This window comes from Tunicatimonas pelagia, from assembly GCF_030506325.1.
Lineage (GTDB): Bacteria > Bacteroidota > Bacteroidia > Cytophagales > Cyclobacteriaceae > Tunicatimonas > Tunicatimonas pelagia.
Window position 1 is genome coordinate 7,033,855 of the sequence record NZ_CP120683.1, and the last position, 15,621, is coordinate 7,049,475.

The following is a 15,621-nucleotide window of genomic DNA, read 5'->3' on the forward strand; positions in this document are numbered from 1 at the left end:
TTAGGTTGAATGAAACGAGTATTAATCATTACGTACTACTGGCCTCCGGCGGGGGGAATTTCGGTACACCGTTCGCTTAAGTTTGCTAAATACTTGCCCCAATTTGGCTGGGAACCCGTTATTTACACCGCTAAAAATGCCCAGTACCCCTACCTCGATCAAAGTAACTTTAAGGATATTCACGAGGAAACCACCGTAGTAAAGCATCCCATTATTGAGCCTTTTGGTTTGTTCAAGCTTCTTTCGGGACGGAAAAAAGATGAGTCGCTCAACAATATTGTACACGTCAGAAATCGTAAGCATCGTTGGATTGATGACATAGGTATTTGGGTTCGGGGCAACTTCTTCATTCCAGACGCTCGTTCGTTGTGGGTTCGTCCTTCAGTAAAGTTTCTTACTAAGTACGTTAAAGAAAATCCGGTAGACGCTATTTTTTCGGATGGCCCCCCTCACACTAATACCCGAATCGCTACGCTACTTCATCAAAAAACAGGAATTCCATTTTTGGCGGATTTTCAAGATCCTTGGACACAGGTAGACTACTACCCTCTCATGAAACTCACCAGTTGGGCCGATCAGAAGCATAGGCGAATGGAACAAGAAGCATTTGAGGCAGCTAGTAAGATGACCATAGCCAGCCCCACCTGGAAAAATGATTTAGAAAAAATAGGAGCAGAAAACGTAGATGTGCTCTATTGGGGCTACGATGGAGACGATTTTAACGATATAAAGTATAAGCTAGATCAGAGTTTTACCATCACCCACGCCGGACTAATTGGCTTTGATCGTTTGCCAGAAGTATTTTTTCAAGCATTAGCTGAATTGTGTACAGAGCTAGAAGGTTTCTCTCAGTACCTTCAGATTCAGTTGGTCGGCCAAATTGATTATTCGGTAGTTGAAAGCTATCAAAAGTATGGCTTATCTTCGTATGTGAAAGAACCAGGCATTATCAGTAGAGATGAGACCTTACAAATAATAGTAAGTTCGCAAATATTGCTACTGCTGCTTAATCAGGCCAAAAATGCTCAAGGGCGGGTTCCCGGAAAACTCTTTGAATACCTAAAAGCTAACCGTCCTATTCTTTGTTTAGGCCCTACCAATAGCGACGTAGCTAAAATTATACATCAAACAGAACGAGGTCTAACAGCAGAATACTCTGATAAAAATGCTATTATAGAATATATTGCCAAGCTCTTTAACAAATTTCGTGAAAATCGTTCTGCTTATTTGACATCAGATATAAGCGAATACTCAGTGCTTAATCAAACCAAAAAGCTCGCATCTCACCTAACCCAGATTACGAACCAGTAGCTACGAAGTTGAAGCCAGTGCTTTTTTATTAACGAATGCGTGTATTACTGATACTTTTAGTAAAATTGCTAGCACTTTCTTCCGACTCATAACAGGCATGGCAAACTCACCAAAGTATATTATTAATTGTTTTTTAGATAACGATAGTGGTCGGGATGTAGAGATTCTTTTACCCATTGTTGTTTTTGCTGAAAAGCATCTGAACTGTACCGTCAACCTGCGCTTTCTCTGGGACTTGCACTCACTCAATCGCGACAAGCCCCATTTGGTGTTACTGCCAAATATCAGAGGGCACCATATGTACTTTCAGATTGCCAAACTATGCCAACAGCACAGCATACCGGTGTTTGCTCATGAATCGGAGGGTAACTTCCGTACCGATGGTAGTTACGAATACTGGGGGTATAATCTGGACAAAGAGTTTTACCAGGATTGGGTATGCTGCTGGTCAGAAAGAACCCGAAAGTTTTTGCTTGACCTTCGCCCCGATCAGGCAGATAAAATTGTGTATACCGGAGCCCCGGGTTTTGATCGCTACCTTTTCGGAAAGTTTGCCGAGCGGGAAACACTATTGAGAAAGTGGAATAGGTCCGGTTTTAAGCGAGTAATTGGGTACGCCGGCTGGGCCTTTGGGCGGATACATGGCATCAATCGGGATACTGCCCTAATACATATTCATCCTGATTTTGAAACCCGCTTCCAGTGGGCCGAAACTCAGCGCAAGTTTGTAGAAGGCATTCTGGAGCAAACGCTACAAAAGTATCCTGATACCTTATTCATCTTTAAGCGACACCCTAAAGAAATTTTTGAACACGAAACCGAGCAGGTGAAGAACGAAATGAACGGCCTGCTCCGCTACCCCAATGTGATCTACCTGGTAAACGAAGAACCTATTCACGATTTAATCGCTATCTCAGATATTTGGATGGGTTTTGAGACCACTACCTGTATGGAGGCCTGGTTACTCCAGAAACCAACAATTCTAATTAATCAGGAAGTTGATTTTGTTCGCACTGAAGTTTATAAAGGCTCGCCCATCGCCCAAGATGCTACTCAACTCCATCAGATGATTGATGAGTATTATCAAACGGGTGCGATAGCGGCTATGGAGCAAGCAGGGCTGCCGGAAGCACGAAAAAAAGTGTATGATGTTGCTATTGGTGGAAGCGATGGCTACAATCATATTCGGACCGCTTTTTACCTCAAGCAAAGCTTAGATCGGATTTCTCCGGAAAAAGAACAGTCTCGGGTAAAAATTGGAGCATACTTCATACTGTTTTACTATTTCTACCACCTGGTGAAGCATTTCTACTACCGTCCGCTCTTCGCTAGGTTGCCCAAACTGAAAAAAACACTATTCATTTTTGAAAAGTGGCAACTATCCGACATCCACCAAAGAAAAGCCGAGATAGCTTCCTATACGAAGAGTTTTTATCAACACAGAAAAATTACTCCGGTAGAAGCCGATTCTGATGCTTGGTGGGAACGCTTTCTACCCGCAGCAGTGACCAAATTGGTAAAGTAATCTCTACAAAGTATCTGCAAAATGGGTAGCCACTACAGCATTCTGCGGTAACAAACAGGGTATATCGCCAATAATTGGATAGGCTAATAAACTCTCTGGAGAAAATAGACAATCTTGCCTCTTAGTTACTGGATGCTTGGTAATCGGGCAAGCCAGTGGATTCTTGTTTTTTTGATTCGCTCCTTCTTCTTTCTTAATTACGATCAACCCCGTTGGATTAAGTGGGTTTACCGCGTATTCCAATGGTCGGCATTCTATCATGTCGTAGCCCAAATCGCGAATAGTTACTTCTACATTTTTAATGTAACCCATTTTATCCATTCTCGCCTTTCCCTCCTCGCTGGCCCACTCGTATATTGGTTCTAGCAGCACTAGATAGTTACCAGTAATTCGGTAAAGCTCCTCCAGTGCCGCTTTTTCCCGTCCGCCATTAGGCTCCAAAGAATGTAGCGTGTACACAATATCAATTGAATCATTTTGGATAGGAACACTAAAAATATCTCCCGTAAAGAGTTGTACCTGGCCTAGTGATCGGCGGTGGCAATTGGACTGAGCGTATTTGATTCTCGACCAAGAAATATCGAAGCCGTAGGCGGCGTAGTCAGACTGGTTTAGTTTGGGTAGCAGTTTGGTCAGCGTAGTGGCCTCCCCTACCCCAGCTTCCAGTATTGAAGCAAAATTGCCCAATTGATTGACTACGTTGGCCAGGGCATCAGTGTACTTATCGCGAACCTCCGGTTTGTTCTTATCGCTCTCAGTGTAAGTACCTGCCTGAATATCGTAGCTAACCATAACTGCCTCGGTCAAAGCATCTCCTTCGTAGCCCTGCTTCTTAAAATACTCAATCAGATTGACTCCTTTCTCGTACATTTTCCGGATTTCTTTCAGGTTATTTAGCTCAATCATACCAGCATTTATTTTTCAGAGTTCAGGCTAGTGAGCAACCGGATTAATTATCATTTGCTGACAAACTTCAAAAATTCTATCGGCTCCTTTCCCGTCCAGAATTTTTTTGGAGTTCAGATGCATCTTCATTAGCTCTACCCGATTGTTGTAAAGAGTTTCTAGCTGATGGTTCAACTCGGGAAGGTTCTGAGGTGTCAGATCACCCGCTAGCAGACAAACGTTTTCTTCTAATAACTCCTTGATAATAAATTCTTTACCGGGATTTTCCGAAAAGTTAATCGTGGGTAAGCCCGCGTAGGCCGCTTCGTAGGTGGTGATTCCGCCCGGTAAAATTGCAAAAACACAGTTTTTTAGAATCTCCCACATACTTCGGTTTGTTTTTGCCAAAATAATCTCATGCTGACTATCTTTTCCAATCTCGCTGATCAATGCATCGTATGAGTGCTGATAACCTTCGCCCAGCATCACCCAAAACGTAGCGGGAATATTGCAGTTTTTTAGCGATTTAAGTAGCGTGAGGGTTTTGTTAGCCGCATCACCCCCACCCATAGAAATAGCAATGGGAAAGCTCCGACTTTCTAAGTTTTCCTCGTAACGAGCCGTACTAATGCGAGTGCAGTTTTCCTGAATGACCGCGTACTTCAGACTGGCTAGCGTCTTTTTAGGCACGTTCTCTTCCGGCAGATGGAGGTACTTCGACCTATGAAACAAAATATCCATCTCGCTCATGCGATCAAAGATGGGAGATACGCTGGCTAAAACTTTTCCGTATTGTTTTAGGTGATTGATGGTGGTTTCTTCCATCATCAGCATATCCGAGAAAATAATATCGTAGGCAGTATTTAGTTGTATTTGTTGCTCATTATCAACCACATCCACTTCAAAAGGCAGCTGATTAAGTAATCTATTCATAATTTTCTGAGGACCAATTACCACCAGCTTCACCTCGCCCGCGTACTGAAGTTTCTGGTAGAATTTAGCAGCTAAACTTCTACTTCTTATCAGGTGTCCTAACCCTACCTGCGGAGAGGCTTTGCAGATAAATAACACTTTCATAGTCAGGAGAGAATTTCGGGACGAAACGGAGCATGTTGCGCGAGTGGCTCGGTTAGCTTTTTACCAATTAGCGTATCAATCTGGTCGGCATCCATAATGCCTTCCGGTCGTACTACCAGCACATCGTCATCCGTAATTACTTCACCCGCTGGCATATCGCGGGCAGCGTAGAGTGACCGGCGAGCGCGTTGGCGTGTATACCGTTCTTTATCCGTAAGTTTATCGACTGGCTCCGACAACGCTTTTTGAGCATTATGTAAGTCAGCTACGTACGCGGTGAGTCCAGCTTCCTCCATCGCGTAGGCATGGTCGAAACCTTCTTGGGATGTATCTTCCGTAAAATGCTTTTCAAACCAAGTAGCCCCTTTCGCGAGTGCCATACAAGCGGCAATACTGTTCCCCGTATGATCGGAAAAGCCCACTTCTCCACCAAACTCTTTCTTTAACGTCGTAATAAAATTGAGATTGGCCTGCTCCAAAAAAGCTGGGTAAACCGACACGCAGTGCAGAAGTACAATATCGGTATGATTGGCTTGAGCAAGAACATTCATGGACTTTTCCACATCGCTTAACGAGGACATCCCGGTAGATACCACCATTTTCTTACCTCGCTCGGCTACTTGGCGCAGGAAGCGAATATTATTCAAATCGCAGGAAGCAATTTTAATGTAGGGCGGGTTAAATTTCATCAGCAGGTCTAACCCTCGTTCGTCAAATACTGAAGCAGTAAAAGAAACCTCCTTTTCTTGGCAGTAAGCGGCCAGTTCATCGTACTCTTCATCCTGAAGCATCCCTTCGGTTCTGATGCGGATTACTTCCTTGATATCGTAATGACCATACTCGTACTCGCCCGGCAAGTATAATCCAAACGGATAAATAATCTGAAATTTTACGGAATCGGCCCGGGCCGCTCGAGCAATATCAACTAGCTTTTTTGCTTTAGTGAGTTGCCCGTTATGATTGGTTCCGGCTTCGGCGATAATGTGTATATCGGACATAAGCGACTACAACTGTTCTTTAACTTGTTTGGCAAATTTATCGGAATACGACTGAAGTGTTTCCCGCAGTTCGGGCCAGATAGATTTTTTCAGTGCTATTTTCTTTTCTTCTAGCTCCTCCAAATGATCTATACGTTGTTTTACTTCAGTCACCACATCATCTTTGAGTAGATTAATATTCCAATCATCTAACCCAATAGTGTCTAACATGCTAATCGCCCGCTGGTCGTAGCTAATCTTTATGGTGGGCACGTTGTACGCTAAACAAGGAATGAACGAATGCAACCGGAAAGTAAGATTGAGCCGGGTATTCCGCAAGTAAGTAAGGTAAGTGTATACATCTTCGGTATACAAATAATCAACTTCGCTGAAAGAGGCAGCAAACGGAATATCACGGTGGTCGTGGCAGAGCAGCTTAATGTTTGCGTAACCTTTCTCCCGCAGCAGGGCGATCATAGTAAGAATCTGCTCCCGCAACTCATATTGGTACACTACCGGAATACTCATCAGTGTGGGAGTACGAACCGAAATCAGGGCATCCGTCCGGTCCGATTCCATAATGGGTACCAAGTGCTGAGGAATCTCATCAATAAATAGTGTCGGGCATCCCCCCAAAATATTATCGCAACCAAGTTGATGGATATGTTCGTGAGTAGCCTTATCGCGCGATAGGGAAAAGTCGGCTCGTTGGTTTAGTAGGGCAATCTTATCATCAGACATCACGTCTGTTCGGTCGACCAGTTCCAGCGCTTTATTATAGATCTTTCCTCGGGATACACTGAAAATCATCATAGGCTTCTCCAATGCCTTCAGGGCAATAGGGTTTACCTCCAGTTCGCCGTTTTCGTAGAGATTGCCTCCACCAATTAGTAGGCCGTGCCCGAACTGATTTACTTCGTAAACGGTCTGTGAGCTAACCCCGGCTTTCTTATGGCTCTCGTATTTACTGGTGGCCGGAAGCGAAATAACATTAAAGTTTTCTTTAAACGCATTTCTGATGAAATGATTGAGTCCTAGATAAATAACATCGTTACCAATATTAAATCCCTTGGGCCGTATAGAATACAGATTAATCATGTGGCTTTTTTATTATTTAAGTAGTCTCTAACTGCGTTTTACTTGCTGACCTTTCGCAAGCGAAAGATTTGGATAAGTGATTTTTAGTGTTAATGCGTTTCATGCGGTTTTCCAGCTTCGTAGTTCTTCAAAAGCTGCTTGAGCCATTTTAAGCTGCAATTTTGCTTTCAGGGCAAAGTGATTGAGTTGCTCTTTGACTTTTAGGCGTTCCAGTTTAACAAAAGCCAGCATAGTAGCAAAGATATGATTGCACTGGGTACGTTCTATCTTGGTTGGAGATTTGCCTAGTAAAGCATTTTGCTTCAAAGACTTATGCATCTCCTCTACTTTCCATCGTTTCTGATAGATTGTAGTGATTTGGTCGTAGTTCAATAACATATCGTTGGTGACCAACCATAGTTCCGCTTCAGAGCGGTCTTTGTTTATAAAGACCTGTCGCGTAAGTTGAATGGGGAAGTCTACCCCTTTGATCCAAACTTGTCTGACTTCTTGGCTTTCCAGGGGCACTTGGGATACGTGGATGAACCGGCCTTGCTGCTTATCTTGTTCGCTTAGGGCCACTAAGCGGTTATACTTCAGGGGGCAAACGAAGACTTTCTGGAGCTTGTGGTGGATGTACTTGAGTGTCTCTGAGGCCGAAAACCAGCTATCAAACAAGATGTACTTGAACTGTACTTGGTTGAGAAAGACAATACGATGCAGATGTTCTAGCACCATCTCATTCTTGGTTTTAGTGCTGCGCCGCTTCTGTTTACCGGTCTTATCAATGTAGGCTTCCGTTTTACGAATCGCCTGCCAGGCGAGCGGGCAGTTTACCAACTTGTTGTCCGTAGCACCACTGAGCATAAAATTCAAAATGTTAATGCCTTTGATCGCTTTGCCTTTGGTATGGTCATAGTGATAGCAAATAAGCTCATTTTCAGTGGAATGGGGCTTCGCTACAATCACATCATCAATAGAAATGTAGGCATTAGCATGTTCAATTTGGCGCACAAAAGGCTTTACTTCTGACCAGAACGCTTTGCTATCCAACTCATTTTGAGCCAGGCAGTCACTAATGTAGTCGTGCTTCATAGTATTATCTAACACCGCTGACAGACCAGTCGCTGTGGCCATACGTGGCGAAGACAGTAGATAATCCACGTAAAACTCAAAGGCATCGCGTCGTTCCATTCTCAAAGTTAGGCTCTCTTATTGAAAAATCTTAACTTTCAAACTTTTAAGTGAGCGAAAGGTCAGTTACTTGGTGGTAAAGTGAGACAATTTTCTCAATTTCATTTTCATTGATATTCGGATCAGCCGCAAACATACTATCTATCACCTGTTTGTCTTGCTTGGTATCAACCGTCAATCTAACATCACTGTAATCAACGCCTTCTAAACCCGAAATCTTACCTACACTAAATTTTTCAGTCTGATCGTAGAAGACTGAGCTAATATGCTCTGAGTAGCGCGCCGACTGAATAATTTCAGGATAAATTTTTCGGAAGCTATCGCCCCGAATTATTTCTACGCTTATTCCGTAGGGATATTTCCGAGGGATAAGATTCGTGACTAAATCGTACCCACCTTCCCGCATCATCCGAAATCCCTGAGACAAAAGTGCTTTCCTAACGAACGGACTGTCGCCGTTAATGCGAGCAAAACTATTAATTTTGTTTTTTATTACGCAATCATGTACTCTTTTAGCGACATTTTCAGCATCTCCTCGGTAACATTGAATATTATTTTGGCCAGCAACTTGCTCTAACGGATCATCAATTGCTCGGGAAGACGTAGCTAAAATAGCCGTTATTCCATCCAGCTTTTTCACCTCATCAATGCAGTGTTGAATCAGTAATTTACCACCAACCTCGCTCACTGCCTTGGCTGGAAAGCGAGTAGAATCTATTCTGGCTAAAATTATCGCAGCATCCATGTGCTTATCGTTGAGCAGAGTTGAACTAAATTAGTACTTTTGAATTTGATAGTGCAGAACTAATGTCAGCCACTAAGTTCGGGTAAAAGTTTTGAAATCAATCTTAACGCTGAAAGTTATTAGTTTTTTGATTGTAAATTTCTATAATATTCCTTTTCAGCAAGATTTTGCCACCTGTTTTGTGATTTCTATTTTGGATGGTTCAATTGAAAAATAAATCGGTACTCATTACTGGAGGAACCGGCACGGTAGGGCGTTCGCTGTTGACCGCTATTGTAGCATTGCCAGAAGAACATCGGCCGAAGCAGGTGACGGTTCTTTCACGGGATGAATATAAGCAGTACGTACTTCAGAAGGAATTTCCACCTAACCAGCATCCACTTATTCAGTATGCCTTAGCTGATATTGGTCATTATCCTTCACTGTCGCCTCATTTTCGGCAGATTGATATAGTTATTCATGCCGCCGCACTAAAGCGAGTGGAAACCGGCGAGCAGCAACCGGGGGCATTTACCCGAACTAATGTTAGCGGAACTGAAAATGTTCTTTTGGCCTCAGTTGCTCAAGAAGTTTCTCAAATTATCACTATCTCAACCGATAAAGCGGTATATCCTACCACCCTGTACGGTGCTACTAAACTATGTGCAGAACGATTGACCCTACAGAAAAACCAGCCAGGCTTATTAAAGTCGTCGGTTGTTCGTCTGGGAAACATATTAGGTTCCCGAGGTTCTGTTATTACCGGATTACGAGAAAATAAAAGTCAGCCGATCATTAAAATCACCCACCCGGACATGACTCGTTTCACAACGACCGCCCCAGATTGTGCCGACTATATTCTTACGCAGATTCAGAATGCGGTGGGTGGAGAGATACTGATTCCCAAAACAAAAGCCTACCGGTTAATTGACCTAGCACAAGAAATAGCGACCGACTCAGAAATTACGTTCTCTAGCCCGCGTCTCACCGAAAAAATCCACGAAACGCTCATATCTTCAGAAGAAGCTCGCTTTGGCTACGAGCGACCTAACGATTTTGTCATCAGCATGAACGAGAACACCCTCAAGGCGTATCAGCAGCAACCAGAGGTTCAATCAATCTCCCCAAAAGCCTATACTTCTGAAGTAACTGCTAAACTATCTCGCTCGGAGTTAGCCGAACTGATTGCTACGTTAGTCTAATTATTTTATTACCCGTGGGAATTATTCAGCGCCAGACTATAAAATCTACCGTGTACATTTACGCTGGGGTAATTGTAGGATTTATTACCACCGCCGTTATTTTTCCTCGGGTGCTTACTTCTGCCCAAATTGGGGTAACTATCTTGCTGGGCTCTTGGTCTTCGGTATTTGCTCAAGGAGCTACTCTGGGTTTTAACGGTGCCACGGTAAAATTTTTCTCTCGCTTCCGGAACAAAGAAAAAAATCATCACGGATTTCTCTTTTTATTGCTACTGGTGGCACTTGGGGGCTTTTTGCTGTTTCTTGGCCTCTACTACTTACTCAAACCCTGGCTCATTGCTACCCACGACGATTCTTCGCCACTGTTTCGGCACAGCATCTACCTAATTATTCCCTTCACTTTTCTCATACTGCTGTTTCTGATGCTGGATACCTACAATCGGGTACTCTACAATGCCACCACCGGGACACTACTGAAAGAACTATTTTTAAGGCTATTTATCTTACTAGGCACTTTACTATTTTTCTTTAACCTACTCAACTTCAATCAGTTTGCAGCCTGGTACGTAGGTGCCCAAGGAGGCACAGTCGCTATGCTGATTGTGTTTCTCATTTGGCAAAAGGAATTTAATCCAATGCCGGATTTCAGTCGCTTAGATTCGTCTCTGATTCGAGGCATGGCGAGCCTTAGCCTGTTTAGTTTCCTTACGGGTTTTAGCGCATTGGCTATTCTTCGTATCGATAGTATTATGATTGGCAGCTACCTCACGGAGGCGGAAGTAGGCATTTACGCGATGAATATCAACTTCGCAACCCTGGTCATGTTGCCCACCCGGGCACTTAGGAACATCGCCCCTACGCTAATTGCTGATGCATTTAATAACGATGATTTAGATGCCATCGGCAGCATTTACCAAAAAAGTACCATCACCCAACTGACGGTCGGACTACTGCTGATGCTGGGCTTGTGGGTGAATACCGAAACAATCTACGCGATTCTCACGCCAGAATATCGAACCGGAATATACGTTGTGCTATTTATCGGCCTATCCAACGTAGCAAGAATGGGGGGCGGACTTAGCGATGCGATTGTAGGTTATTCAAAGCATTATAAGATGAATACGGTATTTAATGCCGGATGGCTGTTGCTAATTGTACTTACCAATCTAATTTTTATTCCGACTCTGGGAATTACTGGAGCGGCTTTAGCCTCCTTGGTTTCAGTAGTAGTGATCACCGTTGTTCGCTTCTGGTTTGTTTACCGCAAGTTCGGAATGCAGCCCTATCGATTTGAACACCTGTTGGTAATTGTTCTGGCCGCGTTGACGTACTTTCTGATTAGCTTACTGCCTACCTTTTCTCCGTTTTGGATTGACTTTCTGCTAAAGGGAAGCTTAGTGGTGGCAATCTACGGATCGGCGGTTTATTTTCTCAATGTTTCTCCGGAGATTAATGCACTCGTTAATTCTACCGCACAACGGATTCGGTCACTTTTTTGACTGCTGCAACGATATACTCAACTTCAACATCAGTTAGTTCCGGGTACAAAGGAATAGATAATACGTGATGTGCTTGCCGTTCGGCATTAGGGTAGCCTGCCGGATCGCGAAATTTCTCAAACAGAGGCTGCTGGCATACTGGAATTGGATAATGAACTTCGGTTTGAATGCCTAGTTTAGCGAGATCACCCCGTACTTTATCACGATTCTCCACCTGAACCACAAACAGATGCCAAACTGCATTATCGTTCTTCTGAGGTAATTTTATCGGTAACTTCTGCCAAGACTCAAGATAATGATTAGCAATTTGCTGCCTTCTCCGATTCCACCTCTCCAGATAGGGTATCTTCAGCGAAAGTACTTTTGCCTGCCAAGCATCCATACGGCTATTTCTTCCTAAAATAGTGTGGGTATGTTTCTCCAACTGTCCGTGGTTAGCAATGGCTCGACATCGCTCAGCCAATGCATTATTATTGGTCGCAATAGCTCCGCCATCTCCCACTGCTCCCAGATTTTTAGTTGGATAGAAACTGAAAATTCCGACCTCTCCCCAGCACCCTACTTTTTTGGTGTCCACACTAGCCCCGTGTGCCTGAGCACAGTCTTCCAAAACTTTCAATCCGTGCGAATCTGCTAAACCTGTAAGCTGCTTCATGTCTACTGGGTTTCCGTACAAATGAATTGGTACAATGGCTTTGGTTCTTGCGCCGATTTTTTCTGAGAGTTTCTGTAAATCAATATTGAAAGTATTTGGATGGTTATCTACCAATACGGGAGTAGCTCCCAATAATCGGATAGCTTCAGCTGCCGACATCCAACCATTAGCGGGAATAATTATTTCGTCTCCGGGCTGAATACGCCACGCTCTCAGCACAATCTCTAGGGCGTCGGTAGCATTCGCACAACTAACTACATTGCATACACCTAGATAGTCGGCAAATTTAGTTTCAAAGCTTTGAATTGCTTCACCTCCCATCAATCGATTAGAAGAGATTAAATGATTCAGGGCGGCTTGCATATCCGCAAGAATTGGCTCGTGCTGCCTTCGGAGATTTACGAATGGAATTTGCATAGGAAAATGAAGATAAGGCTTTTACTTTGTCGAAAAAACTAACAAATTTACACCAACAACACATTAGCTCCGTTAGGCCTTTTGATTAGCCACCGAACTTTGCATAACTTAAGTAAAGTTTCAAGATAATTGGTAAACCACTAAATATTCCCCCAACATTATTTTCTTTCTCCGGCGTTGATTCGCTTAATTTGCAAATTAACTTCTAATCATATTTATGAAGAAGATCGCAGTACTAACTTCAGGAGGAGATTCTCCTGGCATGAACGCTTGTATCCGGGCCGTAATTCGGGGAGCGATCTACCACGGAGTAGAAGCCTATGGCATTAAATATGGCTACAATGGGCTTATTGAAGGTGACATCTACAAAATGAAGTCCTACTCAGTTAGCAATATCATTCAGCGAGGTGGCACCATTCTTAAATCGGCGCGTAGTAATGAGTTTCGTACTCCTGAAGGTCGCAAGAAAGCTTTTTACCAGTTGCAACGACGCGGTATTGAAGGCTTAGTGGTGATTGGAGGCGATGGTACATTCACCGGAGCAAATATCTTTTGTCAAGAATACGGAGTACCCGTGGTGGGTGCGCCCGGCACCATTGATAATGATCTGTACGGAACCGACTTTACTATCGGTTTTGATACGGCGGTGAACACCGCCCTCAATGCTATTGATAATATTCGGGATACGGCTAACTCGCACGACCGCATTTTCTTTATTGAGGTAATGGGACGCGACTCAGGGTATATTGCAATTGAATCAGGGATTGGTGGCGGTGCCGAACTAATTATGGTGCCCGAAACCAGCACGTCTATTGAAGATGTGATTCATACCTTGGGGCAGGGACGTAATCACGAAAAAACCTCTTCTATTGTAGTAGTAGCCGAAGGTGATGAGGAAGGTGGGGCAATTGAAGTGGCTGCGAAAGTGAAGGAGCGTTTGAATGATAAGGATTTTAAAGTCTCTATTCTGGGTCATATTCAACGGGGCGGTGCTCCTACGGCGATGGATCGTATTTTGGCCAGTCGGCTGGGTTTAGCAGCTGTAGAGGGACTGTTGAACGGTAAACGTAGCATGATGGCCGGGGTAATCAATAACCGAATTGTTTATACTGAGTTTAAAGAGTGTATCAATACTTCTAAACCACTGGAGCAGGATATGCTGCGGATGGTGAAGATTTTAAGTATTTAAATATTGTGTTTAGGTGTTCATGGTTATGATGTTATAGTTCTTAGTTGAATTGTGGGTTCTGAGTTCAAAGTACAGCGCTCTGGGTTCAATACCATACTAAGTACTATAACACCAAGCACTATAACACGAATACTTGAACACCTGAACACATCAAAATACACCAAAACAAACTCCTATGGGATTTCTACCCATCATATTGGCAATTGTCGGATTCCTTTTTCTGTGGGGCATTGTTAACTATCACTCGCTAAAAACCCGAAAAAAAGAGGTAGAAGAAGCTGCCGAGTTGGTGTTTCGTTACGCAGCACTTCGACAAAATATTATTATTCAACTATCAAATATTGAGGGTAACGATGACTCATTAAGTACGCTGCTTCACCGGATAGTGCAGTCTTTTCATCCGATAGATAAAAATACTACCACGGCTACCGAAATTGTGGCCTCGGGGCAACAGCTCTCCCAACAAGTCGATGAACTCCCTGATCAGTTAGGTAAGCATAAAGTGTACCGTAGCAGTATCGAGCAATTGCAAAAAGCTGATCTTGCCTACCGAATAGCTGCCAATCGCTATTCATTAAAACTAGAGCAGTACTTAGGTTTGGTAACTAAACCACCTTCTAAGTTTGTAGCAGCCCTATTTGGTTTTTCCCGTAACGATATTCAACTACCGGAAGAAGAGGTGGTTACCTCCTGAACTTCATCAATAAATTTTTTTCGGTCTAGCTCCCCTAACAAAGAGGCATAAGGGCGCAACCCTGATACTTCATCGAATATCTGCTTTAGCACCGCCGTAAGCGGAATGAATAAAATCATCCCAGGAATTCCCCAGATTAAGTTTCCGATGAAGATCGCTAGCAGCGTAAACATCGGGTTGATCCTTACCTTATTACCAACAATACTAGGGGTAATTAAATAACTCTCTATAGTTTGAATCACGGTGAAATAAAGAATAACCCACACCCCCGCCAGCGCTGAGTTATTAATCACTACTGTAAACATTGCCGGAATTATTGATCCAACCATCGGTCCAATAAACGGGACTACATTTAGCAGAGCCGAAAAAATACCGAAGAATAAAGCATTGGGAACGCCCAGTATCCATAATGCGATGCTATTGCAAACGGCAAGAATCAAAATCACTTGAAAAATACCAACTAAATAGTTTCTTACTACTTTTTCAATTTTTAGCAGAAGACGACGCATACTGCTACCATTCTCCTCAAACAGATACACTCCAAAGTCCCGAATATCTTTACGATACATCAGGAAGAGTACCACAAAAACCGATAAAAAAAGAATTGTTATCAGACTGGTAGCTACCAGTACTAGTAAAGTACCAATGGCACTTTGAGCATCTTTCATAAGAAAAGTGAAAAGCTCATTAAACGAAGATAGCTGACCTAGTTCCGACTGCCCCAGGTATTCTCCTAAGTAAGCAGATATATTGACCGTCATTTGGTTCAGATTGTCCTCGAAAGTATCTACATTCTCAGCAAGGGCAGATATTTGCAGAGCAAAGAACGTAACTATTCCAGCCACAAAAGCGCCGCCTAGCAAAGTGCATAAAAAAGCCGCAATGTTGCGATGAATTCCCTGATTTTCTAGGTACTGGCACAGTGGAGCTAATATGATCGCAATGAACGCTGCAAAAGCAAGTGGAATAAAAATAGACTGCCCCAAAATAAGAAGCAATATGGCAATTCCTATCGAGAGCAGAAATGCTGTCGTTCTGTACAGAGAAGATGTTTTTAGCTCAGAAAACATAAAAAGTGTTTCTTAGTAGAGCGGCTAAAAATAGGCTAAGGTGAAAAAATAGTGTTGTTGCTCAATATTATTAACTGAAGTAAGCCGGAAAAGGTTAGGCACGATCTGAATACCTACTCTTCCGG

The 15,621-nt window shown here is 43.2% G+C and carries 14 protein-coding genes; 6 read left to right on the forward strand and 8 right to left on the reverse strand.

Annotated elements, in window-relative coordinates:
* Positions 1–9 precede the first annotated feature (9 nt).
* Positions 10–1,311 carry a glycosyltransferase family protein gene (locus P0M28_RS29815; protein ID WP_302207166.1) on the forward strand — a complete coding sequence of 434 codons (1,302 nt, stop codon included), beginning with the start codon at positions 10–12 and terminating at the stop codon, positions 1,309–1,311.
* Positions 1,312–1,408: 97 nt separating this feature from the next.
* The gene (locus P0M28_RS29820) at positions 1,409–2,836 is read left to right on the forward strand and encodes a BFO_1060 family glycosyltransferase (protein ID WP_302207167.1); all 1,428 of its coding nucleotides are present in this window, start codon (positions 1,409–1,411) and stop codon (positions 2,834–2,836) included.
* Between the two features lie 3 nt (positions 2,837–2,839).
* Here the strand turns inward: P0M28_RS29820 and P0M28_RS29825 are convergent, their stop codons facing one another.
* The 6 genes from P0M28_RS29825 to P0M28_RS29850 form a co-directional block, all read right to left on the reverse strand.
* Entirely contained in the window at positions 2,840–3,742 is a 903-nt protein-coding gene (locus P0M28_RS29825) for a methyltransferase domain-containing protein (protein WP_302207168.1), read from the reverse strand.
* Positions 3,743–3,769: 27 nt separating this feature from the next.
* On the reverse strand, positions 3,770–4,798 hold the full coding sequence (locus P0M28_RS29830; protein WP_302207169.1) for a hypothetical protein: 1,029 nt from the start codon (positions 4,796–4,798) through the stop codon (positions 3,770–3,772).
* A gap of 2 nt (positions 4,799–4,800) precedes the next feature.
* Positions 4,801–5,796, reverse strand: a complete 996-nt coding sequence (locus P0M28_RS29835; protein ID WP_302207170.1) for an N-acetylneuraminate synthase family protein — start codon at positions 5,794–5,796, stop codon at positions 4,801–4,803.
* A gap of 6 nt (positions 5,797–5,802) precedes the next feature.
* Positions 5,803–6,873: a polysaccharide pyruvyl transferase family protein gene (locus tag P0M28_RS29840; protein WP_302207171.1), complete on the reverse strand. Its 1,071-nt coding sequence runs from the start codon at positions 6,871–6,873 to the stop codon at positions 5,803–5,805.
* 99 nt (positions 6,874–6,972) lie between these two features.
* The gene (locus tag P0M28_RS29845; protein WP_302207172.1) at positions 6,973–8,046 is read right to left on the reverse strand and encodes an IS701 family transposase; all 1,074 of its coding nucleotides are present in this window, start codon (positions 8,044–8,046) and stop codon (positions 6,973–6,975) included.
* A gap of 46 nt (positions 8,047–8,092) precedes the next feature.
* Positions 8,093–8,791: a cytidylyltransferase domain-containing protein gene (locus P0M28_RS29850; RefSeq protein ID WP_302207173.1), complete on the reverse strand. Its 699-nt coding sequence runs from the start codon at positions 8,789–8,791 to the stop codon at positions 8,093–8,095.
* 197 nt (positions 8,792–8,988) lie between these two features.
* Here P0M28_RS29850 and P0M28_RS29855 point away from each other — a divergent pair, with 197 nt between their 5' ends.
* Both P0M28_RS29855 and P0M28_RS29860 read left to right on the forward strand, forming a co-directional pair.
* Positions 8,989–9,972 (forward strand): polysaccharide biosynthesis protein, encoded by a 984-nt coding sequence (locus P0M28_RS29855; RefSeq protein WP_302207174.1) that lies wholly within the window; start codon positions 8,989–8,991, stop codon positions 9,970–9,972.
* A gap of 14 nt (positions 9,973–9,986) precedes the next feature.
* A complete protein-coding gene (locus tag P0M28_RS29860) occupies positions 9,987–11,471 on the forward strand; it encodes an MATE family efflux transporter (RefSeq protein ID WP_302207175.1) in 1,485 nt (494 codons plus the stop codon).
* Here the strand turns inward: P0M28_RS29860 and P0M28_RS29865 are convergent.
* Positions 11,440–12,543: a DegT/DnrJ/EryC1/StrS family aminotransferase gene (locus P0M28_RS29865; protein WP_302207176.1), complete on the reverse strand. Its 1,104-nt coding sequence runs from the start codon at positions 12,541–12,543 to the stop codon at positions 11,440–11,442. The two genes, P0M28_RS29860 and P0M28_RS29865, sit on opposite strands and share 32 nt — an antisense overlap.
* A gap of 217 nt (positions 12,544–12,760) precedes the next feature.
* Between P0M28_RS29865 and pfkA the strand changes: the two genes are divergently transcribed.
* Both pfkA and P0M28_RS29875 read left to right on the forward strand, forming a co-directional pair.
* The gene (gene pfkA, locus P0M28_RS29870) at positions 12,761–13,732 is read left to right on the forward strand and encodes a 6-phosphofructokinase (protein ID WP_302207177.1); all 972 of its coding nucleotides are present in this window, start codon (positions 12,761–12,763) and stop codon (positions 13,730–13,732) included.
* Between the two features lie 175 nt (positions 13,733–13,907).
* Positions 13,908–14,426: a hypothetical protein gene (locus tag P0M28_RS29875; RefSeq protein ID WP_302207178.1), complete on the forward strand. Its 519-nt coding sequence runs from the start codon at positions 13,908–13,910 to the stop codon at positions 14,424–14,426.
* On the opposite strand, the gene P0M28_RS29880 is transcribed toward P0M28_RS29875, so the two are convergent.
* Positions 14,393–15,496 (reverse strand): AI-2E family transporter, encoded by a 1,104-nt coding sequence (locus P0M28_RS29880; RefSeq protein ID WP_302207179.1) that lies wholly within the window; start codon positions 15,494–15,496, stop codon positions 14,393–14,395. The two genes, P0M28_RS29875 and P0M28_RS29880, sit on opposite strands and share 34 nt — an antisense overlap.
* Positions 15,497–15,621: the final 125 nt, after the last annotated feature.